Origin of the sequence: Olsenella profusa (genome assembly GCF_016900315.1) — a bacterium.
Taxonomy (GTDB): domain Bacteria; phylum Actinomycetota; class Coriobacteriia; order Coriobacteriales; family Atopobiaceae; genus Thermophilibacter; species Thermophilibacter profusus_A.
The window spans coordinates 149,477-172,195 of record NZ_JACSNQ010000003.1; the positions used below are offsets into that span (position 1 = coordinate 149,477).

Below are 22,719 nucleotides of genomic sequence, written 5' to 3' on the forward strand. Positions count from 1 at the left end.
TTGCGGCGCCTGGGCCGACGCCAGGGATCCCGTTTGTCAGACCACCCAGAAAGGGGAGAAAGATGGCCGATACGCCCAGCACCAAGCATGTGAGCTACGAGGACGCCGGCGTCGACACCGCCGAGGGCGCTCGTGCGGTCGACGCGATCAAGGCGGCCGTGGCAAGCACCAACCGCCCCGAGGTCGTGAGCGAGCTGGGCGGGTTTGGCTCGTGCTTCTCCATGAAGGCGTTCAAGGACATGGAGGACCCCATTCTGGTGTCCGGCACGGACGGCGTGGGCACCAAGCTCGCCATCGCGCAGCTGCTTGACCGGCACGAGACGGTGGGCGAGGACCTTGTGGCCATGTGCGTCGACGACGTGGTGCCCGTGGGAGCCGAGCCGCTCTTCTTCCTGGACTACGTGGCCATCGGCAAGCTGCGCGCCGAGCACGTGGCCAAGATTGTGGGCGGCATCGCCGAGGGCTGCCGCAAGTCGGGCTGCGCGCTCGTGGGCGGCGAGATGGCCGAGCACCCCGGCGTCATGGCCGCGGACGACTACGACCTCGCCGGCTTTGTGGTGGGCGTGGTCGACCGACCCAAGATGATCGGGCCGGAGAAGGTGCACGTTGGCGACGTCATCCTGGGTCTGCCCAGCTCGGGAATCCATTCCAACGGCTACTCGCTGGTGCGCAAGGTTGCCATCGAGGGCCGGACGGTGGAGGAGCTCGAAGCTCCGCTCGAGGAGCTGGGCGGCGAGTCGCTCGCGGACGCCGTGATGCGGCCGACCACCATCTACGCCGGCGGTCTGGTGCGCGCGCTGCGCGCCGGGGCACCGATTCACGCGATGGCGCACATCACCGGCGGTGGCATCACGGAGAACCTTGACCGTGCGATGCCCGACGGCGTGGACGCGCTGGTCTACCGTGGTGGCGAGGACGGCCCCGCGTGGGACATCCCGCCCGTGATCACGTACATGGTGCGCGAGGCCGGGCTCACCCTCGATGAGGCGTATCGCACGTTCAACATGGGCGTGGGCATGGCCGTGATCTGCGCACCGGAGGACGAGGACACGGTCAGGGCCGCGCTTGAGGAGCAGGGGTTCGCCCCGTTCCGCGTGGGCGAGTGCGTGCCTGGTTCCGGCAAGGTGGTGTACGACGATGAGCGATAGGGACGTGGCGGCCGAGCCGCTCAAGATCGGCGTGCTGATCTCCGGGAGCGGGACCAACCTGCAGGCGATCATCGACCGGATCGCGGACGGCTCTCTGAACGCCTCGATCGAGCTGGTGGTGAGCTCGCGCCCGAGTGCGTACGGCCTCAAGCGCGCCGAGGCGGCGGGCATTCAGACGCTCACCCTCTCCAAAGACATCTATGCCGATCCCGAGCAGGCCGACGAGGTCATTGCCGCCGAGCTGAGGCGCCGTGGCGTCGAGTACGTCATCATGGCCGGCTACATGCGCAAGGTGCACGACCCGATTCTGGCGGCCTTTCCCAACCGCGTGGTCAACCTGCACCCGGCGCTGCTGCCGAGCTTCCCGGGGGCGCACGCCATCGCCGATGCCTACGAGCGCGGCGTCAAGGTTACGGGCGTGACGGTGCACTTTGCCAACGCGGACTACGACGCTGGCCCCATCATCGCGCAGCGTGCGCTGCCGATCGAGGAGGGGTGGACCGTGGACGAGCTCGAGGCGCACATCCACGAGATTGAGCACGAGCTCTATCCAGAGGTCGTGGGGCTGCTTGCCGCTGGTCGCGTCCATGTGCGGGACAACGGGACCGTGGCCATAGACCCCGCGTAGAGTTGTTGAGATAACTCAGGGGCGCCCGGCGAAGTCCTTCGCCGGGCGCCCCTGAGTTATGGCCTCTTTGGCGTGCGGTGTGGGTGGCACCGCGGTTTGCAGCGTCACCGGCGCGTCCCATGTTCTGAGGCTTTTGTCGTCCGGCCCGCCCCTGCCTGGTTCCCGTAATCAGCCTCTAGCCGGTACCCTCAATTTGCAATTTGGCCATAACTGTGACGTTTGACCCGGTAGATTTGCAATTCGGCTATAAGTGTGACGTGTCTGTGGGGCTCGCCTAGTAGCGCTACCACAAAGCCGCAGGAAAACACATAGCAAACGAAACCAAAAGAGCCCTTACGGGCTCGTTGCCGTCACAGTTATGGCCAAATTGCAAATTTAGGGGCCTGCACGTCACAGTTATGACGAAATTGCAAGAACGGACGCGCCTGCCCGCCAGTGCATGGGCGCTGGACCGCCGCGGGCGCCCGCGGATGCACCCGCGCTACCTCCGCACAAGCGTGGCGACGCACTCCACGTGCTTGGTGTGCGGGAACATGTCCACCGGCGCCACGCGCTCAAGCCGATAGCCGCGCTCGCGCAGCAGCGCAAGGTCGCGCGCCTGCGTGACCACGTTGCAGGAGACGTAGACCACCCGCTTCGGGGAGAGCCGGGCCACCCCGTCAAGGAACTCGGGCGTGCTTCCCGCGCGAGGCGGGTCCATGACCACAACGTCAAAGCGCTCGTGGGCCCCCTCGCGCGCCATCCAAGCCGTTGCGTCCGCCGCCACAAAGCGGCATCGCCCGTCCACGCCGTTGGCCGCTGCATTGCGCCGCGCACACGCCACCGCCCCGCGAACCTGCTCAACCCCCGTGACCTGCAGCCCAGGTGACGCAGCCGCCGCACAGATGCCGATTGTCCCCGTTCCGCAGTAGGCGTCGAGCGCGCGCTCGGCGCCACCGACGCCCTCGAGCGCCAGCTGGTAGAGCACCTCGGTCTGCTCGGGGTTGGTCTGGTAGAAGCTCGTTGGCCCTATCTCAAAGCGGCAGCCGAGCAGCTGGTCGTGCATGACGCCCGGCCCGTAGAGCGTACGGCTCCGTCGTCCTAGGATCGCGTTGGTGCGCCGGTCGTTTACGTTGAGCACGATGCTCGTGACCTCGGGGCAGGCCGCTCGGAGCTCGTTGACCACGGTCCTCTCTCCGCGGAGCTCGTTCACGCGAGAGACCAGCACCAGCAGCACGTCGTCCGTCTTCCATCCACACCGGACGACCGCATGGCGCAGCACGCCCGTGCCCCGGTCCTCGTCGTACGGCGGGATGTGCAGCCGCTCGGCAACGCGGGCGACGCCGTTCAGCACGCGCCGGGCACGCTCGTCCTCAACCAGGCAGTCCTGGCACCGCACGATCCGGTGCGTGCCCGCGGCGTAGAACCCGCTCAGCACGTGTCCACGTCCGCCATATGCAAACGGTGTCGCCGCCTTGTGCCGGTAGCGCACCGGCTCAGCCATGCCGCGAATGCCCTCTACGGCCGCCCCGTCCTCCTGGGCCATCGAGCCCAGAAGCTTCTCGACCTGTTCCTGCTTACGGTGCAGCTGTATGGGATAGGGGACCGCGAGCCATTCGCAGCCGCCGCAGTCACGCGCAATCGGGCAGGTGTACGTCTTATATCCCATGTGCCCCAGTATGACAGGGGGGTGCGGGAGTTTGTCAACCCCGCTCCCGTCGTCCCGCGCGGATGACGCTGCAAGGCGCTTGTTCCGTCCTGCCACTCGCCGCCACCGCCCGACCGTCTGCGTCTTCCTCTTGCAATCATCCTCTTGCGCAGAAACCAATCTGATATCACAATGGTCTCAGACGAGGGCGACCATCCCGGGGCGCGCCCGTCACGAGGAAAGGAACCGCAATGACCGTTGAGAAGAAGGCCCGCGCCGCCTCTGGGTGGCCCATGCTCTTTGTGACCCTTGCCGGCTACGTGGCCTCCATCTGGGGCATGGTCCAGGGCATCGTCATCCTGGCCACGGCCGAGGAGGCCGGCGTCCCCGCGCCCGTCACCGGTCCCGTGCTGCTCGTCGGCGGCATCGTGCTGCTCATCGTGGCCATCATTGTCACCTGTGGGTTCTTCTCGCTACAGCCCGGGCAGGCCCGCGTGCTCGTGCTCTTTGGCAACTACGTGGGCACGGTCCGCGAGTCGGGCTTCTACTGGGTGAACCCCTTCTACAGCCACAGCCTGGGCTCGGACGGCACCGGCGCCTCCGTTGACATCAGCCTGGAGGAGGGCACACCCTCCGTGAAGGCCGCGGCGGCCACCAAGGCGCTCTCCACCAAGGTCTCCCTGCGCGCCCGCACCCTCAACGGCGACCGCCTCAAGGTCAACGACAAGATGGGCAACCCCATCGAGATCGCGACCGTCGTGGTCTGGCACGTGGCCGATACCGCCAAGGCCCTCTTTGACGTGGACCACTACCCCAGCTACGTGGCCATGCAGACCGAGACCGCGCTGCGCCACGTGGCGAGCGTCTACGCCTACGACCACATGGAGGACGACGACGCCTCCAACAGCTCCATCACGCTGCGCTCCAACATCGAGGAGGTCTCCGCCACCCTCAAGGAGGAGCTCGACCGTCGCCTTGCCCCGGCCGGCGTCTCCGTGGACGATGCGCGCCTCACCCACCTGGCCTACGCGCCGGAGATCGCTCAGGCGATGCTGCGCCGCCAGCAGGCCGAGGCCATCATCGCCGCGCGCAAGAAGATCGTGGAGGGTGCCGTCAGCATGGTGGACATGGCGCTCAAGGAGCTCTCAGACGGCGGCGTGGTGGAGTTTGACGAGGACCGCAAGGCCGTGATGGCGTCCAACCTGATGGTGGTGCTCTGCGGCGAGTCCGAGGCCCAGCCCGTGCTCAACACCGGCTCGCTCTACCAGTAGCCAGGAAGGGCGAGAAGAACGTGGCCGCGCGCAAGCAATACCCGCTCCGCATAGACCCAGAGGTCTGGGCCGCGGTCGAGCGCTGGGCTGCCGACGAGATGCGCAGCGCCAACAGCCAGGTGGAGTGGATCTTGCGGGACGCGCTGCGCCGGGCGGGGCGCCTGGGCGGAGCCGCGTCTGAGCGGCGCGAGGATGCGGGGCGGAAGTAGGCGAGGGGGCGGAGGGCCGGCAGGCGCCTCCGCCCCCTCACGTTGAGGTTCTTCTCGCCGGGCGGGCGGCTGGCGGGCCGTGCTGCATATTTCTTAACCATTCCAAAACGTTGCGACATGCGTTCAAGCTTGCTGACAACGGGTACACTGACGCCTGTAATCGAACTGAATTCAAAAAGTTCGACCTACGGACGAAAGAGGCACCCATGCAGTCAAAGATCGCTCATGCGGCCGAACGCAAGGCCTTTGGCCTCGTCCTCGACCAGATCATCAAGGCCGGTTCCGCCCCGGACCGCGAGCAGAAGCTCGACAAGCTGCTCGACATGGCGGGCAACCTGCTCAAGGACACCTCGCCCGGCTCCATCCGCGGCCTGCGCAAGGGTCTCTATCCCGGCTCGAAGTGGGAGCAGTTCCTCTGGAAGGTCATCGACGAGACCGACCACCACGTCCTCAAGACGGCCATCCTGAACGGCGCCTACGAGGCGGCCTTCCGCGGCCTGCGCAACACCACCGCCAACGCCGAGAAGTACCAGTGCAACGTACCCTGGATCATCCTGTTTGATCCCACCTCGGCCTGCAACCGTCACTGCGTGGGCTGCTGGGCGGCTGATTACGGCAACTCCCTCAACCTCACCTACGAGGAAATGGACCGTCTGGTCACCGAGGGCTCCGAGCTTGGGTGTCACCTCTACATGCTTACCGGTGGCGAGCCCCTTGTCCGCAAGAAGGACGTGCTGCGCCTGGCCGAGGCCCACGACGACTGCCTCTTCAACATCTTCACCAACGCGACCCTCATCGACCAGGAGTTCTGCGACGAGGTGCGCCGCCTGGGCAACATCGTGTTCTCGATCTCGCTTGAGGGCGACGAGGCCTCCAACGACGGCCGTCGCGGCGACGGCTCCTACGAGGACGCCATGGCCGCCTTTGACCTGCTGCACAGCAATGGCCTACTCTTTGGCACGTCGACGGCCTACACGCGCGACAACGTGGACATCGTGAGCTCGGACGATTACCTCGACACGATCATTGAGAAGGGCGCTCGCTGGGCCTGGTACTTCCACTACATGCCCGTGGGCGAGGGCGCCAACGCGGACCTCATGCCCACCGTGGATCAGCGCGAGTACATGCTGCACCGCATCCGTGAGGTGCGCGCGGTGGAGGGCGGCAAGCCCATCTTTGCGATGGACTTCCAGAACGACGGTGAGTTCGTGGGCGGCTGCATCGCCGGCGGGCGCGTCTACTGCCACATCAACGCGCGCGGCGACGTGGAGCCCTGCGTGTTCATCCACTACTCCACGGCCAACATCAAGGAGAAGTCTCTGCTCGAGTGCTTGCGGCAGCCGCTCTTCCAGGCCTATCGCGAGAACTACCCCTGGAACGACAACATGCTGCGCCCCTGCCCCATGCTGGAGAACCCGGAGATCCTGCCGCGGATCGTCCACGAGGCCGACGCGCCGTCCACCGAGTACGTCACGCCGGAGGACGTCGACCACCTCTGTGCTCGTACCACGCCCTACGCGCACGAGTGGGAGAAGCGCGCCGAGAAGATCTGGCTGGAGGAGCACCCCACCGGCAAGAAGGTCTACGAGGACGCCCTCTCCGACGAGAAGATTTCCGTGAAGGCCAAGCTCATCGCCGAGCACGACGCGGAGGCCGAGAAGGACCTTGTCTGACGTGACAGGGGGGACAGGGGGACGGAGGAAGTGTCTCCGCTCCGTCCCCACGTCTCGCCAGGGTGCAACCGGGACAGGGGGACGGAGCGGAACCACTTCCTCCGTCCCCCTGTCCCGCGTCCCCCTGTCAGGCCCCACTTCCCACCCGCTGCCCGATACGTACGATATGCGCCGGCCTCCCGTGGGTAAGGTGAAAGACATCGTGCACACACCCTGTCCGAGGGAGGCATCATGGCAGCAAAGGGAACGGAGAAGGTCAAGAACGTGGTCCTTGTGGGCCAAGGCGGCGTGGGCAAGACCATGCTGGCCGAGGCCATGCTGCACCTGACGGGCCGCACCACCCGTCTGGGAGGCCACGCCGGCACCAAGCCCACGCTGGACTACGACGGCGAGGAGGGCGAGCGCGGCTTTTCCATCTCAACCTCGATCGCGCCCGTGACCTGGCAGGGCACTCGCCTGAACGTGCTCGACGCCCCGTGCTACCCGGACTTCGTCGGTGACGCCTATGCCGCCATGAGCGCCGGCGAGACGGCCGTCTTCGTGGTGGACGCGGCGTCCGGCCCGGGCACCATCACCACGCGTCTGTGGTATGCGGCCGAGGACCTCTCCCTCGCACGCGCCCTCTTCGTGAACCGCCTCGACCGTCCGGACGCGGACTTTGACGTGGCGTTTGCCACGCTCCAGGAGCGCTTTGGCAACAACCTTGGCGCCGTGACCATCCCGATGGGCTCGGGTGAGTCGTTCGCCGGCATCATCGACGTGGTGCACATGACGGCGCGCCACCTCGAGGATGGAAAGCCCGTGGTGACCGACGTCCCGGCCGAGTACGTCGATGCCGCCGAGGCCGCCCGTGCCCAGCTCACCGAGCTCGTGGTCGAGGCTGACGACGAAATCATGATGAAGTACCTGGAGGGCGAGGAGGTCACCCAGGAGGAGCTCGAGGGGCTTCTCGCCAAGGCCATGCGCGAGCGGGTCTTCGTGCCCGTCTTCTCCGGCAGCTGCGTGCGCGAGGAGGGCGTCATCTCCTTCATGGACGCCGCGGTGGAGTGGTTCCCCACGATGGCCGACTTCGGTCGCATCCCGCTGGTCAACGGCGAGCAGCTCGACATCTCCGAGGACGACGAGCGCCCCGTGGTCTTTGCCTTCAAGTCCCTCAACGACCCGCAGAACGGTCGCCTCTCCTTCCTCAAGGTCCTCGCCGGCACCATCACGCCGGGCGTCGAGCTCACCAACGCCCGCACGCGCAAGACCGAGCGCCTGGGCCACCTCTACCAGATGTGTGGCAAGGAGACCACCGACGTGCAGAGCGCCGCGGCCGGCGATATCGTGGTGGTGCCCAAGCTCGAGGCCATGACCGGCGACACGCTCTCCGTGACGGGTAAGGTCGAGGCCGCCGAGTTCCGCTTCCCCAACTCGCTCTATCGCATCGCCATCGAGCCGGACAAGCGCGGCACCGAGGGCAAGCTCTACGCCTTCCTGGAGAAGTCCGCCGACGCCGACCCCACCCTCAAGGTGGAGCGCGACGAGGACACCGGCCAGACCGTCATCTCCGCCATCGGCGAGGCGCAGGTCAGCGTTCTGCTTGACCGTCTTGAGGATCGCGCCGGCATCACGGCGCACACCGTGGCGCTCAAGATTCCGTACCGCGAGACCATCCGTCGCGTGGCCAGCGCCCAGGGCCGCCACAAGAAGCAGACCGGCGGCGCGGGTCAGTACGGCGACTGCTGGCTGCGCATCGAGCCCAGCCCCGGCCAGGGCTACGAGTTCGTGGACGAGGTCGTGGGCGGTCACATCCCGCGCGGCTTCATCCCGGCCATCGACAAGGGCGTCCAGGAGACCATGCGCGACGGCGTGCTCGCCGGCTACCCGATGATCGACGTCAAGGTTGCCGTCTACGACGGCTCCTACCACCCCGTGGACTCCAACGAGATGGCGTTCAAGACCGCTGCGCGCATCGGCTTCCAGAAGGCCGTCGCGCAGGCCGAGCCCGTGCTGCTCGAGCCGATGGCGCACCTGCGCATCACCGTGCCGGAGAGCTACGCCGGCTCCGTGATGGGCGACGTCTCTGCCTCCCGCGGCCGCGTGGAGGGCATGGAGGCCGGGACCGGCGCACACGCCGGCGAGACCACCGTCGTGGCCACGATTCCGTACGCCGAGGTCACTGACTACGCCACGCGCCTGCGCTCGCTCTCGCGCGGCACCGGTGAGTTCGAGATGGAGCTCTCCGGCTACGAGCAGGTTCCACACGACATCCAGCAGCGCCTGGCGGACGACTACGCCGCCCGCCGCGCCGCCGGCGAGAAATAACGAGAGGGGACAGCCCTTCGTATCGTTGGCCCCCACGCGGGGCGGTCGGCCCACGCGGGCCGACCGTCCCGTTCTTCTTACCGCGCCGTGCTATGCTAGCTGCCAGAAGGACGCCGTCATTTAGCTGTCACACAAGGAGGCCCCATGCTTTCCGCAGTTCAGATCAAGCCCGACGTCTACTGGGTCGGCGCGCTCGACTGGAACGCGCGCGAGTTCCACGGCTACACCACCGAGGCCGGCATCACCTACAACGCCTATCTCATCATGGACGAGAAGGTCACGCTGATCGACACGGCCAAGATCACCTTTGTCGACGAGCTCGTCCAGCGTATCTCCTCGGTCATCGACCCGTCCAAGATCGACGTGCTCATCGCCAACCACGTGGAGATGGACCACTCCGGCTCCACGCCGCGCATCCGCGAGCTGGCGCCCAACTGCCAGATCTACTGCTCCGCGCCGCAGGGCGTCAAGAACATGACCGCCCACTACGGCGACCTGGGCTACAACGGCGTCAAGACCGGTGACACACTCTGCATCGGCAAGCGCACGCTGGCCTTCGTCCAGACGCCGATGGTCCACTGGCCGGACAACATGGTCACCTACGACGCCTACGACAAGATCCTCTTCTCCAACGACGCCTTCGGCCAGCACTTCGCCAGCTCCGCCCGCTTTGACGACGAGAACGACATGTGCGAGGTCATGCACCAGGCGCACAAGTACTATGCCAACATCGTGCAGCCCTACCGTGCACAGGCCGCCGCGGCCGTGAAGGCGGTGCGCGGGCTCGGCCCGGACGCGCTCGACCTGATCTGCCCGGCGCACGGCGTCATCTGGCGCAGCTACGTCGAGGACATCCTGCGCGCGTACGAGGGCTTCGTCTCCGGCGAGCTGCAGGAGCGCGCCGTGGTTGTCTACGACTCCATGTGGCACTCCACCGAGCAGATCGCCCGCGCCCTCGTGGACGGCTTCCTGGCCGCCGGCATCCCCGCCCAGCTCATGGACCTCAAGGAGAACCACATCTCCAACGTCATGGACGTGTTCATGGACTGCAAGTACGTGTGCGTGGGCTCGCCGACGCTCAACAGCCAGATGCTGCCCACTGTGGCGAGCTTCCTCACGTACATGAAGGGGCTCTCGCCCAAGAACGGCGACCGCGTCGGCCTGGCGTTCGGCAGCTACGGCTGGGCGCCGCTCGGTCCCAACAACGTGGGCAAGGAGCTTGAGACCGCCGGCTTCAAGCTGCCCGAGAAGACCTTCGCGGTGAACTGGATTCCGAGCGAGGAGCAGCTCACCGAGGCACGCGACCTCGTGGCGAGGCTCGTCGCCGCAGAGTAGCAGGCGCATCGAATTACATTGCAACGCTGGAAGGGCGGTCGTCGGGGCATGTCCCGACGACCGCTTTCTTGTGGCGTGCCGGCCGCGTCCGGTTCGACACATGCGCCGCCACGGTCGGTACGACGCATGCGCCGTCGCGGTCGGTACGACACGCCGCCGCGCTGGAGCGACACACACCACCGCGGCCGACCCACGCCGTCCTTCTGGGATTCTTCCTCTTATCCTACAAATATAATCAAATTAAAAACAACGATTTACAGGTAAATAACCGTCATTATGCGCTATGGTCAGATACCCTTCCCACGAGAGGTGCCCGAAGGAGGACGCGCCATGAGAGTTCTGACCATAGGATACGAGTCCGCCCTCGCCTTCTGGCGTTCCGTACGCCTAGCCCAGGAGCCCGTCTGCGAGCGGTCCGAGGACGTGGTCTACGGAAGGGGAGAGACCTCAACGGCGCGCCTCGCCCGAAGAGCGGCCGAATTGTGCGGGCTTGACCTGCCGATTCGCATTGTGGTGAGCAGCCAGGCTGAGCGCCCCCATGCAGAAGACCTCGTAGCTCACCTCTCCGGCGCTCCGCTTGAGGCGGCGCACGTGTTCTCGATTGATCGCGAGCTAGCTGTCTGCAGAATGCCCGCCGTGCTAGTTCAGCTGGGCTCGACGCTGGATGAGATCGACCTAGCCAGAGTCGCCTATGAGATGACAGGCACCTACGGCCTTGACGGAGAGGGGGAGGCGGTTAGCGATCTGAGGCCCCTGGTTAGCCTTGGTGAGCTGCGGAGCTACGCAACCGCAGCGCGCGCCTGCGGCGCCCGAGGCGCCGCGCGCGTCATCCGAGCGCTCGATCTGGTGGTTCCCGGGTCGAACTCCCCGCGAGAGACCGACGTGGCCCTTGTGCTGAAGCTTCCCCGCTCTAGGGGAGGCATCGCGTTTCCGGGGTTTACCCTGAACGAGCGCGTGAGGCTGCCCGAGCGTGCGCAGCGAATCGCGTCCATCCGCGAGCTGCGGCCCGACTTTCACTGGGCCAAGTGGCTCCTGGCGATGGAGTATGAGAGCGACCGCTACCACCTGAGTCCGGAAGCCATGAAGCGCGACGAGCGTCGGCGTCGCGCACTTGAGGCAGCTGGCTATACGGTGAAGCTCCTGACCAACGACATCCTCATGAGCGACACGCAGTTCAACATCTTCATGACTGAGCTCGTGCAGGTGGCGGACCCCTACCGGCGTCCGGCCTCCGACAAGATGCTCGCCCGCCGCGCCGCGCTGCGCGAGCGCCTGTTCGGCACCCAGAGCGAGGAGGAGGCCCAGCGAGACCTCAGCACGCCCTATCAGGGAGTCATCGTTTGAAAAAGTGCCATAACTGTGACGTGGTGGCCCCGCGATTTGCAATTTGGTCATAACTGTGACGTTCAAAGTGGCCTGTATTCAGATTCGGCGTCTACTGCCCCACCGTTGCCCCACAAAGGGCCAGTTGATGCGGGGCCGATGCATGGCCTGTAGGGGAAAGACGTCACACTTATGGCCAAATTGCAAATTGTGAGAGCGGCTTGTAGCACTTGTTAGGCTTCTGCAAAACTTATGTCAAGCTGAGGCCAAGCGGGAGCGTCCGCATGTGGCGGAGAGGCCCCAGTGGCGCGCGGTCATGCCAATCGCCGTGCCAGCAAGGCCGATCCGAGCCCACAGAGCCCGGCAAAGGCGTTCCGTCAAGCCGTTACCATCCCGCCCCCTCAAGTGCGCCCGTGCTCGCGACCTGCTAAAATCTACCTCTATGCCCATCGGTGTCAGCGTCCCTGCCGACGGCATGCATCTGACCCCAGACCAAGGAGGTTGCGCACGAGCGCATGGACGTAGCAATAAGTATTGTGGTCACCTTCCTGCTCACCCTGGCCAACGGCTATTTCTCGATGTCCGAGATGGCGGTGGTGAGCGCCAAGAGGGCAGTCCTCGAACCCGAGGCAGAGGATGGTGACCGCAAGGCCCGTGCTGCCCTCGATCTGGGCTCCAACTCAGAGCAGTTCCTCGCGACCATTCAGGTCGCCATCACCCTTGTTGGCTTTGCGTCGTCCGCCTTCGCGAGCACGAACCTCTCGGACCCGCTGGACACCTGGTTCATGAGCCTCGGTATGCCGGAGGCCATCGCCACCCCGCTGGCACCCGTCATCATCACGCTGTTGGTCTCCTACCTCTCCATCGTCGTCGGCGAGCTCGTCCCCAAGCGCATGGCCCTCGCCAACGCCGAGGGCGTCGCCAAGTCCATCGCCGGGCCCATCCGCGGCTTCATGCACGTTGCCCGCCCGCTGGTCTGGCTTACGGCCAAGTCCGCCAACGGCATCTCCTCCCTGCTGGGCATCAAGTCTGCCGACGAGCGCGAAAGCGTCTCCGAGGAGGAGATCAAGTACATGGTGACCGACGCCGACGAGCTCTCCGACCAGGAGAAGTCCATGATCCACGAGGTCATCGACATGGGTGACACCATCGCCCGCGAGGTCATGGTCCCGCGCGTCGACATGACCGCGATGGAGGACACCTCCACGCTCTCCGAGGTCATGGCCGTCATGCGCCGCACCGGCTACTCCCGCATCCCCATCTATCACGAGTCGGTCGACCGTATCGTGGGCATCGCGCACATCAAGGACATCATCAGCCCCATGCTCGACGAGGGCCGCGGCTCCGACCTCATCTCCGCCCACGTTCGCACCGCCGACTTCGTCCCTGACACCAAGGACATCATCCCGCTGCTCTCCGAGATGCAGTCCAGTCACGACCAGATGGTCATCGTGGTGGACGAGTATGGCGGCACCGCGGGCGTCATCACGATTGAGGACATCGTCGAGGAGGTCGTCGGAGAGATCGAGGACGAGTTCGACCCAGACAACAAGTACCTCACCAAGCTCTCCGACCGCGAGTGGCTCGTCGACGGCCGCTTCTCCCTGGACGACGCCATCGACCTTGGCTGGCCCGTCGAGGACAGCGAGGAGTACGAGACCATTGCGGGCTTCGTGACGGACCTCGCCGACAAGCTTCCGCATCCCGGGGACGTCATCGAGAAGGACGGCTATCAGTTCCGCGTGCAGTCCATGCGCGGCCGTCGTCTCTCGATGCTGCGCGTCATCGCTCCTGAGAAGCCGGTGGAGGACGACCCGGCGGACGCTGACGGCGAGAAGGACGTGGAGTCACCGAAGGATTAACCCCGTCCCGGGGACATTCATTACAATAGGTGGAAATCGTCGCCCGCCTGGCGGGCCTGGAGCGAGGGGAAGCCGCACAATGGCCCAGCTGTTCGACATCAGGAAGGTCACGGTCGGCCCGAGGAACCTCGAGGCCGTGGTTGAGCTCGCGCCTACCGCGCCGCTTATGACGAGCGATGACCCTGCTGGTACCGAGCTCGTCTGCAATCTCATGCCCGAGCTTGCCGACCATGTCTGCCTGGGTGACTCCGCCCCGCGTTTCGGCGACGTCGTTGCGGACACCGAGCTTGCGCACCTGCTCGAGCACGTGACCGTCGAGCTGCTTGCACGCACGGACGTCGCCGGGGACGTCTCCTCCGGCCAGACCGTCGAGCTCGCGGAGCGCGTCTATCAGATCACCCTTGCGTGCCCGGACGACGTGCTTGTTGCCGGCGCGCTCTCCAGCGCCGTCTGGATTCTCCAGTGGGCCTACTCCGGCGGCGGCGAGCCCGAGCCTGACGTCGAGGCCATTGCCTCCGGCCTGGTCGGGCTTGTCCAGAGTCTCGACGTCCCGTCCGACGGCCAGGATCAGGGGCCGGAGCAGGCCGCTCCTGCCGCCTCGGACCAACGGCCGGAGGACTCCCTCGCCTCGGGGGAGTCTTTTGAGCAGACGTACGCCCCCGAGCCCGTCCCCGAGTACCCCGCGCCAGATTCGGCGGAGTCCGTGACCGAGTTCGTGGTCGAGTCTGTCGCCGACGAGCCTGAGCCCGCTGACGCTTCGGCTCAGGAGCCTGCGGCTGAGCCCGTCCAGCCCGCACCCGCGCCCACCGGGTCTTCTGCCTCCGCCTGGGACATGGAGGACGTCCCTCGCCCGCACTTCGTTCGCTAGCACGTCCGTTAGTCGGCGCACACCCCGCGCCATCGCATTGGCCAGCACTGACAGGAGGAACTCATGAACAAGAAGACGGTTGGTTTCATCCTCGGTAGCATCGTTGGCGCCGCTGCTGGCGTTGTCGCGGGCATCATGCTTGCGCCTCGCTCCGGCGCGGAGAGCCGCGCCATGGCGGCCGACGCCATGAACGACGCCTGGGACTCCGCGGTCGACACCTACGAGCGCGGCGCCGGCGTCGTGACCGACAAGTTCAACAGCGTCCGTCCCACGGTCGACGCCAAGACCGACGAGCTCCGCGCTAAGGTCGACCTTGCCCGCGAGCGCATGGACCAGCTTCGCGACTCCCTCTCCGAGGCCGTCGCCGGCGCCTCCGCTCAGGTGCAGGACGCCGTGTCCTCCGTGGCCGACCGCGTCTCCGCCATGGCCGACGCCCCCGTCGCCGGCGAGACGCCTGCCGACGCCGTCCACGTCGAGGTTGTTGACAGCGACGACGCCACCGAGACCACCGAGGCCTAGCGCGTGCTCAAGATAAGCGACCTCACGGGTCTGCGTGTCCTTGTCCCCAAGTCCGCGAAGAAGGCCAAGGACGGGACCGTCACCGAGCGCTTCCAGAAGCTCGGGAAGGTGCACAACGCGGTCTTCTCACCCAGCGGGAAGCGGGTCGTGGGCCTCATGGTCAAGCGACCGGATGTTGCGGGCATGGTCAAGCGCGCCGACGTTTTCCTGGCCTGGGACTCCTTTGAGCTCCAGGACGAGAAGACCCTCCTCGTCACCCGCCCGGACGACGGCATGGACAAGGCCGCCCGTCGCCGTCTGAGCCTCAACTGGGACGCCTGCATCATCTGGACCGGAATGGACGCCCACACCACGGCGGGCAAGTCCCTCGGCTACGTCTCCGACGCCGAGGTGGACCAGAAGACTGGCCGAGTGAGCCGCTTCCTGACCACGGACGGCAGCGTCTCCCGCGCGCTCGTCGGCTCCTTTGTCATCACTGCCGACATGGTGCGTGGCTACCGTGACGGCTGCATGATCATCGACCCTGGCGAGAAGAACGTGGAGCTTGACGGCGGGCTCGCCGGCGCTGCCGGAGAGAGCTACGCCCGCGCCAAGGCCAAGGGCGCCGAGGTTGGCAAGAAGGCTGCCGTCGTGGCCGGCGAGGCCGTGGACAAGGGCTCCTTTGCGCTTGGCCGCGCGCTCGGCAAGGCGAAGCGTGCCATTGCTGACGCGGCGTCCGAGGGCGAGGCCGCGGAGAAGCGTCCCCAGCCCCAGGCTCCTGCCGTGGAGGCGGCGGACGTGCGCGTGGAGAAGCCCGTCGAGCGGCTGCCCGAGCAGGCGGCTGAGGTTCCTGCCGAAGACGCGCGCCCAAAGCCCAAGACGTACGCGCCGGTTGACACGTCGGCGCAGGGTCAGTCGGCTGCGGCTGCCGCGTCGAAGCCCCGACCCGCAGCACCAAAGACCAGCTCGGCCAGGACCGCCCGTCCCGTGGCCAAGAAGAAGCCGGCCTCTACCGGCGACAAGGTCGCCCGCGCGGCAGGAAAGCAGCTCGGAAGCCTGGGCAAGATGTTCGGCTCCTTCAAGGACGAGTTCGACAAGGCCAGCAAGGGCGAGTAGTGCCAACGGCAATCGCATCAGGGCGGAGGGCCAATCGACCCTCCGCCCTTTCATGCGGCGCCTCATAGTTCTGCAAATACTTCCTTGATGAACGAAAAGCTTCATTGATAGAAGAACAACTTCGTTGATTCAGGCAAAAATCTGTAGATGCCCAAACCAGCTACGTCTCGCACAACTATCTAAAGCCGCTGGTTCGGACCGGCGCCCTCGTGCTGACCCCCCCGAGAAGCCTCGCAGTAAGTTCCAGCGTTTTGTGGCGGCGCGCTAGGAGATGCCGCGCGCTAGCCGCCCTGCCCGCCAGCCACTCCGCCTACCGCACCTCAAGCGTCCCCAGCAGCGCCCGATGGTCCGTCCCGCCCACCTCGATTGCCTCAAGCGAGCTCACCACCAGGCCGGAGTTCCGTGCGTAGACGATATGGTCGATCTCGATCAGCGACGGCAGCGCACCGGAGGGGTACGTCATGTGGAATCCCTCGCCGCTCTGTTCGCCGGCATCCACAAAGCTGGAGCCCAGAAGCTCGCGGAAGCGCGCGTGGTCCCACGTGGAATTGAAGTCGCCCATGACCAGGTAGGTGTGGTCGTAGTCGGAAAGCGAGCCGATCACGGAAAGCCCGGAGTCCCACAGGTCCTGCGCCCCGCGCACCGGTGAGTTGGGGTGCACGCTCACCACGCGCACCGATCTTCCGCCAATCTGCACGGTTCCTGCTGGCATCGAGCTGGTCTCAATGGGCAGCAGGTTGCCCGAGACGTTGCTCATGGGCGAGAGGCTCCAGATGCCGTTGCGCCCGCCGTTGCTCACCTCGGACGCGGCGTCGGAAATGACGTAGTACGGCAGCAGGTCGTAGATCCCGGCGTTCCCCAGCTCGGCGATGAACTCGTCCGAGAGCTCCTGCATGCAAAGAACCTCAACGTTCTGCGAGCGCACCAGGTCAACGACCTCCTGCGCGGACGCGTCGCCGTTGTGCGTGTTGAGCGTCATGATGCGCGCGGCGGAGTCGGCTGGGTCGGCCGCGGTCTGCGTGGCAGCGGCGGCTGAGGCCGAGACGCGCTCCCCGGGCAGCAGGTAGCCGTGATGCCACCACACCATAACGGCCAGCGCGGCGACGGTGACCACCAGCAGCAGCCGACGCCGCCACAGCGCAGCCAACACCAGGCACACAATGATCGGCGCAAACAGCAGCGGGATGAACGAGACCGCCTCGGGCACCAGCCGGCCGTTCGCAAGCTCCGACGGCAGCACCCGCAGTGCCATCAGACCCAGCACGCCAAGCATGACCAGCCACAACAGGCTCGAGAGGCAACCGTGACTCGCCGCCCTTCTCAGCCTGCGCCCAGACGCCCGGCGAGAAGAACCTCTCTCAGAGGGCTCCGTGTCCTGGGCGTGACTGTCCGCCGACCGCGGCGCCGCCACGGTAACGCGGGGTCCCGGAGCCGTGTCCCCGGTGGGGGCTTCAACGACAGGGCGAGGGCGTACGATCGTTGACGACGGCTCAAGCCACTCGTCCACCGCCTGTGCCGCCGCCGTGTCTGACTCGTCGTTAGGCTCCGGCAGGGCCGTCGTCATGGCCCACTCCTCGTCGGACATGGGCTCCCAGCGGGCGTCCGTATCCTCGGGCTCTGCTGGGTTCGGTAGATCTGCCGAGAAGGGCACTGCCCGCATGGCGGGGGAAGGGGCGGGCCCTTCCGGCCCCATCAGCCGGGTGGCACCGTCATTCGTGGGAGCGGCCTGGCCCTCGCCAGACCGGGCGCCCTGCGCCTCAGTGGCCTCGCAGCCCGAGGGTCGCATCGTTTCGTTCTCGCGGAAGTGCTGCGCCATCTGTCGCCCCTTTCCCAACGCTCAGGACCATCCTAGCCGAGGGCCCGGTCGTTCATGTGTTTCCCACCTCCATTTCAGAAGCGTGAAAAGACGGGGCGTGCGTCGGGCCCGGTCCGCTGGGGCTTGCGACGTGGTCAAACGACGCCCGCTCCCCACGGCATGACGAGGGTCAGGCGCTCTCTGCTAGCATTCTGTGTCATGCACGCCGGCGTGGCGTGGGCCGGCGGGCCTGGGTCGAGCGCCCGTGCCCGCTCCGCCCGCTCCCCTCCGACCATCGCCGCGGCCTTGCGCGGCAGCGGTTCGGGACTTGCCGCAGAGGGCCCTTCAGCTGCGAATGACCAAAGGATGGCGAAGCATGACAGAAACCTTCGAGCCCAGAAACATCATCGTCACCGGCGGCTGCGGCTTCATCGGGTCCAACTTCGTCCGCCACGTGGTGAGCAACCACCCCGGCGTGCACGTGACCGTGCTCGACAAGCTCACCTACGCGGGGAACCCGGAGAACATCGCGGGGCTGCCCGCCGACCGCGTGGAGCTCGTGGTGGGCGACGTCTGCGACGCCGGGCTCCTGGGTCGGGTCGTCCCCGGCCACGAAGCGGTCGTGCACTTTGCGGCCGAGACCCACAACGACAGGTCCATCGTCGACCCCGAGCCGTTCCTCAGGACCAACGTCGAGGGCACGTTCCGCCTGCTCGAGGCGTGCCGCAGGCACGGCATCCGCTACCACCACGTCTCCACCGACGAGGTCTACGGGGACCTTCCCTACGAGGGCGACGACAGGATCCGCGAGGACTCCCCGTACAACCCTAGCTCCCCCTACAGCTCCACCAAGGCGGCGTCGGACATGCTCGTCCGGGCCTGGGTGAGGACCTACGGTCTCCGCGCCACGATCTCCAACTGCTCCAACAACTACGGCCCCTACCAGCACGTGGAGAAGCTTATCCCCCGGCAGATCACCAACATCCTGGACGGCGTCCGCCCCAGGCTCTACGGCGACGGGCGCAACGTCCGCGACTGGATCCACGTCGACGACCACAGCTCCGCCGTGTGGGCCGTCCTGACCCGCGGCCGCGTCGGCGAGACCTACCTGATCGGCGCCGACGGGGAGCGCTCCAACGTCGACGTGCTACGCGCCATCCTGCGCGCGATGGGCAGGCCGGAGGACGACTTCGACTGGGTGCGCGACCGCCCCGGCCACGACCGCCGCTACGCGATCGACCCGACCAAGCTCAGGACGGAGCTCGGCTGGGAGCCCGTCCACACCGACTTCGCCGAGGGCCTGGGCCAGACCATCCGGTGGTACCGCGACAACGAGGCCTGGTGGCGCCCCGCCAAGGAGGCCACCGAGGCCAGGTACGCCGCGCAGGGGCAGTAGGCCGTCACCGGTACGGCGCGGCCCACGTCCTCCCGTGGCCAGCCCTGGCTGCGAGGCTTTTCCTCGTCTTAGGTCGGCGGGGTAGAGGACTCATGTACTGGCGAGAAAAACGGGCACAATGTCGGTAACGCCGTCTGAGGAGGCTGCCATGTCCGTTGTTGCCGCGTTTGCCGTTCCGCACCCGCCCGTGATCGTGCCGGGGGTGGGCCACGGCCGAGAGGAGGGCGCGGCGGCAACCATCGCCGCCTACGAGGAGGCAGCCCGCCGCATCGCCGACCTTGCGCCTGACACGCTGGTGATTTCCAGTCCGCACACCGTTTCCTACCTAGACTACCTGCATGTCTCCCCGGGGCGCGGCGCCCACGGGGACTTCTCCGATTTCGGCGACCGCGCTGACTCCTCGTCCGTCATCTACGACGAGGAGTTCGTCCGGGAGCTCTGCGCGGAGGCCGAGGATGCCTGCATTCCAGCCGGAACCCGGGGCGAACGCGACCCCTCGCTTGACTGGGGCGTTCTCGTCCCGCTCCACTTCATCCAACAGCGCCGCGATGCCAGCGAGTTTAAGGTGGTTCGCATGGGACTCGCGGGCTTCTCGCCAATTGAGCATTATCGGCTGGGGCGGCTCGTTCAGCAGACGGCCGAGCGGCTTGGTCGGCGCGTGGTCTACGTGGCGTCCGGCGACCTCTCGCACAAGCTCTCCGCGGACGGCCTCTACGGGTTCCATCCGGACGGGCCCACCTTTGATCAGGCGGTGTGTGACGTCTTTGAGACGGGGAACTTCCTGAGTCTTCTCACAATGGACCCGGGCCTCTGCGAGCGTGCGGCGGAGTGTGGGCTACGTTCGTTCCAGATCATGGCAGGAGCGCTCGACGGTACGCCGGTGCGGCCCGAACTGCTCTCTCACGAGGCGCCGTTTGGCGTGGGCTATGGCGTTGCGGCCTTCACGCCCACGGGCCCGGCCGGGTCTGACCCGGCGCGCTCGTATGAGGAGGCCTATCTTTCCTGGCACGCAGACCAGCTCGCGCAGACGCGGGCTACCGAGGACCCGTACGTCCGCCTTGCGCGCGCCTCCCTGGAATCTTACGTGCGTACGGGGAAGAGCCTGCGCCTTCCAGACGACCTGCCCGCCGGGCTCGCGAGCCGTCGTGCGGGCGCGTTCGTCTCACTCAAGAAGGACGGGCGCCTGCGCGGCTGCATCGGGACCATCGCGCCCACTCGCGCAAGCCTTGCGGAGGAGATCGTGGCCAACGCAGTCTCAGCTGGCTGCCATGACCCGCGCTTCTCGCCGGTCACGGCCGACGAGCTTGACGAGCTTGTCTATGACGTGGACGTGCTCGGCGCGCCGGAGCCGGTGGCGGATCGCAGCCAGCTTGACCCTGCGCGCTACGGCGTCATCGTGAGCACGCCCGACGGGCGGCGCGGCCTGCTGCTGCCCGCGCTCGACGGCGTGGACACCGCCGACGAGCAGCTGCGGATAGCCGCACGCAAGGGTGGCATCTCCCTTGCCAAGAAGAACGTGCGCCTGGAGCGCTTTGAGGTGGTGCGTCACCCGTGAGCGTCGAGTCGTGCGCGACGTGTGACGTCTGCCCGCGTCACTGTCGACTTTCTCCGGGCGCGCTTGGCGCGTGCCGGGCGCGGCGCAACGTTGGTGGCGTGGTGGTGCCGGAGAACTACGGCCGCGTGACCTCGCTTGCGCTCGACCCTGTTGAGAAGAAGCCGCTGGCGCGCTGGCTCCACGGCAGCTACGTGGTCTCCGTGGGAGGCTACGGCTGCAACCTGACGTGTCCGTTCTGTCAGAATCACGAGATCTCGCAGGCAGGCAAGGATGACGTTCACTGGCGAGAAATCTCCCCGAAGGCTCTCGTGGAGCTTACTGCTGACGCTGCGGCGCGAGATCGTCGCGTGGCGGGGATAGCCTTTACCTACAACGAGCCGCTCGTGGGCTGGGAGTACGTGAGAGACGTGGCGCGGCTGGCACGCAGGCGTGGCCTTGCATCCGTGCTGGTTTCTAACGGCTGCGCCGACCTGCGGGTCATTGAGAGCCTAGCGCCTCTTCTGGATGCGGCGAACATCGACCTCAAGGGCTTCTCGCCAGCGTTTTACGAGGCGTGCGGGGCTCCGACAGCAGCGCTTGACGCAGTGAGGGCAACGATTGAGCGCCTTGCGGCCGAGTCTGGCTGCCACCTCGAGGTCACGACGCTCGTGGTACCCGGCATGAACGACTCCGAAGACGAGATGGATGCTATCGCGACGTGGCTGGCCGGCCTCATGGGCGGTTGCGGTGCCGACGAGCTCACCCTGCACGTCACCCGCTTCTTTGGGCGCTGGCGGATGGCCGATACGGCCCCGACTCCGGTGGAGACGGTCTATCGGCTTGCTGACGTGGCGCGCCGCCACCTTCGGTACGTCTTCACGGGCAACTGCTGAGCGGCGCCCCCTACACCCCCATAGCCTGCATCACGAACATCACCACGGTGAGCACCGCCACGGCAACGACCATCGCCCAGGTGAGCGTGTTCCACACGCGGCCGTTGGCAAAGCGTCCCATGACGTGGCGGTCGCTCGCAATGAGCACCATGAACACCAGCAGCACCGGCAGCAGCACGCCGTTGATGACCTGCGCGAGCATCATGATCCCAAACAGGTCCACGTTGGGCAGCACCACCACGAGCGCGGAGACAAAGATCACCGCCGTGATGATGCCACGATAGACCGGCGCCTCGGTCCAGCTGCGGTCGGCGCCGCGCTCCCAGCCGAAGGCCTCGCAGATGGCGCTCGACGTGATGCCCGGCAGCACGCACGCAGCCAGGAACGACGCCCCCACCAGCCCCGCGCCAAAGAGGGCCTCGGCGTAGTCGCCCACCAGGGGCGCCAGCGCGCTCGCGGCCGCCTGGGCGCTGTCCACCGTGACGCCCGCCGGGAAGAGGACCGCGCCGGTGGTCAGGATGATGAACCAGCTGATGACGCTTGCCACCACGGCCCCGGTCACGGTGTCGATCCGCTGGTAGGGGAGGTCGTCGGCGTGCGCGTTCTTCTCGACCACGTTGCTCTGCGCCAAAAAGAGCATCCACGGCGCGATGGTGGTGCCGATGTTGGCCACCAGCAGCGAGAGGTAGGCCGGGCTCCCGGAGAGCTGCGGCACCACGGTGGCCGTGAGGGCCGCCCCCCAGTCGGGACCAACCATGACCCCGGCCACCACGTAGGTAACGAACACGCACGCCACGGCGAGAAGGACCTTCTCGATGCGGCGGTACGACCCGCTCATCGTGAGCATCCAGATGGCGACGGCCGCCACGGGGACGGAGACGTAGACGGGCACGCCGAAGAGCGCCAGGCCGGACGCGATGCCGGCGAACTCGGAGAGCGTGACCGTGGTGTTGGAGACCAGGAGCGCGAGCATGGCCACGGCGGAGAGCCGCACGCCGAACTGCTCGCGGATGAGCGAGGCGAAGCCCTTTCCGGTGACGCAGCCCATGCGCGCGGCGGTCTCCTGCGCCACGATGAGCAGGAAGCACATCACCGGCACGGTCCAGAGCTGGCCGAAGCCGAACAGGGCGCCGGCGTTGGAGTAGGTGGCCACGCCGCCGGCGTCGGCGCCCGCCAGCGCGGCGAGCATGCCGGGGCCCATCGCGGCGAGGACGCGGCGGGGCTCGAGCCGCGCCC

General features: G+C 66.7%; 17 protein-coding genes. 14 read left to right on the forward strand and 3 right to left on the reverse strand.

From position 1 onward, the window contains the following. Nucleotides 1–62: 62 nt before the first annotated feature. A complete protein-coding gene (gene purM, locus H9X80_RS02905; RefSeq protein ID WP_204792845.1) occupies nt 63–1,148 on the forward strand; it encodes a phosphoribosylformylglycinamidine cyclo-ligase in 1,086 nt (361 codons plus the stop codon). Continuing rightward, nucleotides 1,138–1,776, forward strand: a complete 639-nt coding sequence (purN, locus tag H9X80_RS02910; RefSeq protein WP_204792846.1) for a phosphoribosylglycinamide formyltransferase — start codon at nt 1,138–1,140, stop codon at nt 1,774–1,776. The genes purM and purN overlap by 11 nt, the downstream gene beginning before the upstream one ends. Before the next feature lie 481 nt (nt 1,777–2,257). Here purN and rlmD read toward each other — a convergent pair whose 3' ends face one another. Further along, the gene (rlmD, locus tag H9X80_RS02915; RefSeq protein ID WP_204792847.1) at nt 2,258–3,424 is read right to left on the reverse strand and encodes a 23S rRNA (uracil(1939)-C(5))-methyltransferase RlmD; all 1,167 of its coding nucleotides are present in this window, start codon (nt 3,422–3,424) and stop codon (nt 2,258–2,260) included. A 230-nt stretch (nt 3,425–3,654) separates the two neighbouring features. Here rlmD and H9X80_RS02920 point away from each other — a divergent pair, with 230 nt between their 5' ends. The 9 genes from H9X80_RS02920 (at nt 3,655) to H9X80_RS02960 (ending at nt 15,865) form a co-directional block, all read left to right on the forward strand. Then, nucleotides 3,655–4,674 carry an SPFH domain-containing protein gene (locus tag H9X80_RS02920; RefSeq protein WP_204792848.1) on the forward strand — a complete coding sequence of 340 codons (1,020 nt, stop codon included), beginning with the start codon at nt 3,655–3,657 and terminating at the stop codon, nt 4,672–4,674. A gap of 415 nt (nt 4,675–5,089) precedes the next feature. Beyond that, on the forward strand, nt 5,090–6,556 hold the full coding sequence (locus H9X80_RS02925) for a radical SAM protein (protein WP_204792849.1): 1,467 nt from the start codon (nt 5,090–5,092) through the stop codon (nt 6,554–6,556). Nucleotides 6,557–6,787: 231 nt separating this feature from the next. Further along, on the forward strand, nt 6,788–8,863 hold the full coding sequence (locus tag H9X80_RS02930; RefSeq protein ID WP_204792850.1) for an elongation factor G: 2,076 nt from the start codon (nt 6,788–6,790) through the stop codon (nt 8,861–8,863). Between the two features lie 144 nt (nt 8,864–9,007). Further along, complete coding sequence (locus H9X80_RS02935; protein WP_204792851.1) at nt 9,008–10,198, forward strand: FprA family A-type flavoprotein; 1,191 nt, start codon at nt 9,008–9,010, stop codon at nt 10,196–10,198. Between the two features lie 330 nt (nt 10,199–10,528). Beyond that, nucleotides 10,529–11,542 carry a hypothetical protein gene (locus H9X80_RS02940; protein WP_204792852.1) on the forward strand — a complete coding sequence of 338 codons (1,014 nt, stop codon included), beginning with the start codon at nt 10,529–10,531 and terminating at the stop codon, nt 11,540–11,542. A 494-nt stretch (nt 11,543–12,036) separates the two neighbouring features. Further along, the gene (locus H9X80_RS02945; RefSeq protein WP_204792853.1) at nt 12,037–13,383 is read left to right on the forward strand and encodes a hemolysin family protein; all 1,347 of its coding nucleotides are present in this window, start codon (nt 12,037–12,039) and stop codon (nt 13,381–13,383) included. 79 nt (nt 13,384–13,462) lie between these two features. Beyond that, complete coding sequence (locus tag H9X80_RS02950) at nt 13,463–14,251, forward strand: cyanophycin synthetase family protein (protein ID WP_204792854.1); 789 nt, start codon at nt 13,463–13,465, stop codon at nt 14,249–14,251. A 63-nt stretch (nt 14,252–14,314) separates the two neighbouring features. Continuing rightward, nucleotides 14,315–14,770, forward strand: coding sequence for a YtxH domain-containing protein (locus H9X80_RS02955; RefSeq protein ID WP_204792855.1), 456 nt, complete (start codon nt 14,315–14,317; stop codon nt 14,768–14,770). Nucleotides 14,771–14,773: 3 nt separating this feature from the next. Further along, nucleotides 14,774–15,865 (forward strand): PRC-barrel domain containing protein, encoded by a 1,092-nt coding sequence (locus H9X80_RS02960; RefSeq protein ID WP_204792856.1) that lies wholly within the window; start codon nt 14,774–14,776, stop codon nt 15,863–15,865. A gap of 310 nt (nt 15,866–16,175) precedes the next feature. Here the strand turns inward: H9X80_RS02960 and H9X80_RS02965 are convergent, their stop codons facing one another. Then, on the reverse strand, nt 16,176–17,117 hold the full coding sequence (locus H9X80_RS02965; protein WP_204792857.1) for an endonuclease/exonuclease/phosphatase family protein: 942 nt from the start codon (nt 17,115–17,117) through the stop codon (nt 16,176–16,178). Between the two features lie 919 nt (nt 17,118–18,036). Between H9X80_RS02965 and rfbB the strand changes: the two genes are divergently transcribed. The 3 genes from rfbB to amrS all read left to right on the forward strand — a co-directional run bounded on the left by rfbB (nt 18,037) and on the right by amrS (nt 21,483). After that, nucleotides 18,037–19,056 (forward strand): dTDP-glucose 4,6-dehydratase, encoded by a 1,020-nt coding sequence (rfbB, locus tag H9X80_RS02970; protein ID WP_204792858.1) that lies wholly within the window; start codon nt 18,037–18,039, stop codon nt 19,054–19,056. 148 nt (nt 19,057–19,204) lie between these two features. After that, nucleotides 19,205–20,611 carry an AmmeMemoRadiSam system protein A gene (gene amrA, locus H9X80_RS02975; protein ID WP_204792859.1) on the forward strand — a complete coding sequence of 469 codons (1,407 nt, stop codon included), beginning with the start codon at nt 19,205–19,207 and terminating at the stop codon, nt 20,609–20,611. Next, nucleotides 20,608–21,483, forward strand: a complete 876-nt coding sequence (gene amrS, locus H9X80_RS02980; protein WP_204792860.1) for an AmmeMemoRadiSam system radical SAM enzyme — start codon at nt 20,608–20,610, stop codon at nt 21,481–21,483. Before amrA ends, amrS begins: the two co-directional genes overlap by 4 nt. A 10-nt stretch (nt 21,484–21,493) precedes the next feature. Here amrS and H9X80_RS02985 read toward each other — a convergent pair whose 3' ends face one another. Then, complete coding sequence (locus H9X80_RS02985; RefSeq protein WP_204792894.1) at nt 21,494–22,684, reverse strand: Nramp family divalent metal transporter; 1,191 nt, start codon at nt 22,682–22,684, stop codon at nt 21,494–21,496. Nucleotides 22,685–22,719: the final 35 nt, after the last annotated feature.

Excerpts from the sequence above, each read along its gene's own strand:
- H9X80_RS02920 (WP_204792848.1), top strand. The coding sequence starts at position 3,655 with ATGACCGTTGAGAAGAAGGCCCGCGCCGCCTCTGGGTGGCCCATGCTC.
- H9X80_RS02950 (WP_204792854.1), top strand. The coding sequence starts at position 13,463 with ATGGCCCAGCTGTTCGACATCAGGAAGGTCACGGTCGGCCCGAGGAAC.
- H9X80_RS02955 (WP_204792855.1), top strand. The coding sequence starts at position 14,315 with ATGAACAAGAAGACGGTTGGTTTCATCCTCGGTAGCATCGTTGGCGCC.
- rlmD (WP_204792847.1), bottom strand. The coding sequence starts at position 3,424 with ATGGGATATAAGACGTACACCTGCCCGATTGCGCGTGACTGCGGCGGC.
- H9X80_RS02935 (WP_204792851.1), top strand. The coding sequence starts at position 9,008 with ATGCTTTCCGCAGTTCAGATCAAGCCCGACGTCTACTGGGTCGGCGCG.
- H9X80_RS02940 (WP_204792852.1), top strand. The coding sequence starts at position 10,529 with ATGAGAGTTCTGACCATAGGATACGAGTCCGCCCTCGCCTTCTGGCGT.
- H9X80_RS02945 (WP_204792853.1), top strand. The coding sequence starts at position 12,037 with ATGGACGTAGCAATAAGTATTGTGGTCACCTTCCTGCTCACCCTGGCC.
- purN (WP_204792846.1), top strand. The coding sequence starts at position 1,138 with ATGAGCGATAGGGACGTGGCGGCCGAGCCGCTCAAGATCGGCGTGCTG.
- H9X80_RS02930 (WP_204792850.1), top strand. The coding sequence starts at position 6,788 with ATGGCAGCAAAGGGAACGGAGAAGGTCAAGAACGTGGTCCTTGTGGGC.
- H9X80_RS02985 (WP_204792894.1), bottom strand. The coding sequence starts at position 22,684 with ATGGGCCCCGGCATGCTCGCCGCGCTGGCGGGCGCCGACGCCGGCGGC.
- purM (WP_204792845.1), top strand. The coding sequence starts at position 63 with ATGGCCGATACGCCCAGCACCAAGCATGTGAGCTACGAGGACGCCGGC.
- H9X80_RS02965 (WP_204792857.1), bottom strand. The coding sequence starts at position 17,117 with ATGGCACTGCGGGTGCTGCCGTCGGAGCTTGCGAACGGCCGGCTGGTG.
- H9X80_RS02925 (WP_204792849.1), top strand. The coding sequence starts at position 5,090 with ATGCAGTCAAAGATCGCTCATGCGGCCGAACGCAAGGCCTTTGGCCTC.
- amrA (WP_204792859.1), top strand. The coding sequence starts at position 19,205 with ATGTCCGTTGTTGCCGCGTTTGCCGTTCCGCACCCGCCCGTGATCGTG.
- rfbB (WP_204792858.1), top strand. The coding sequence starts at position 18,037 with ATGACAGAAACCTTCGAGCCCAGAAACATCATCGTCACCGGCGGCTGC.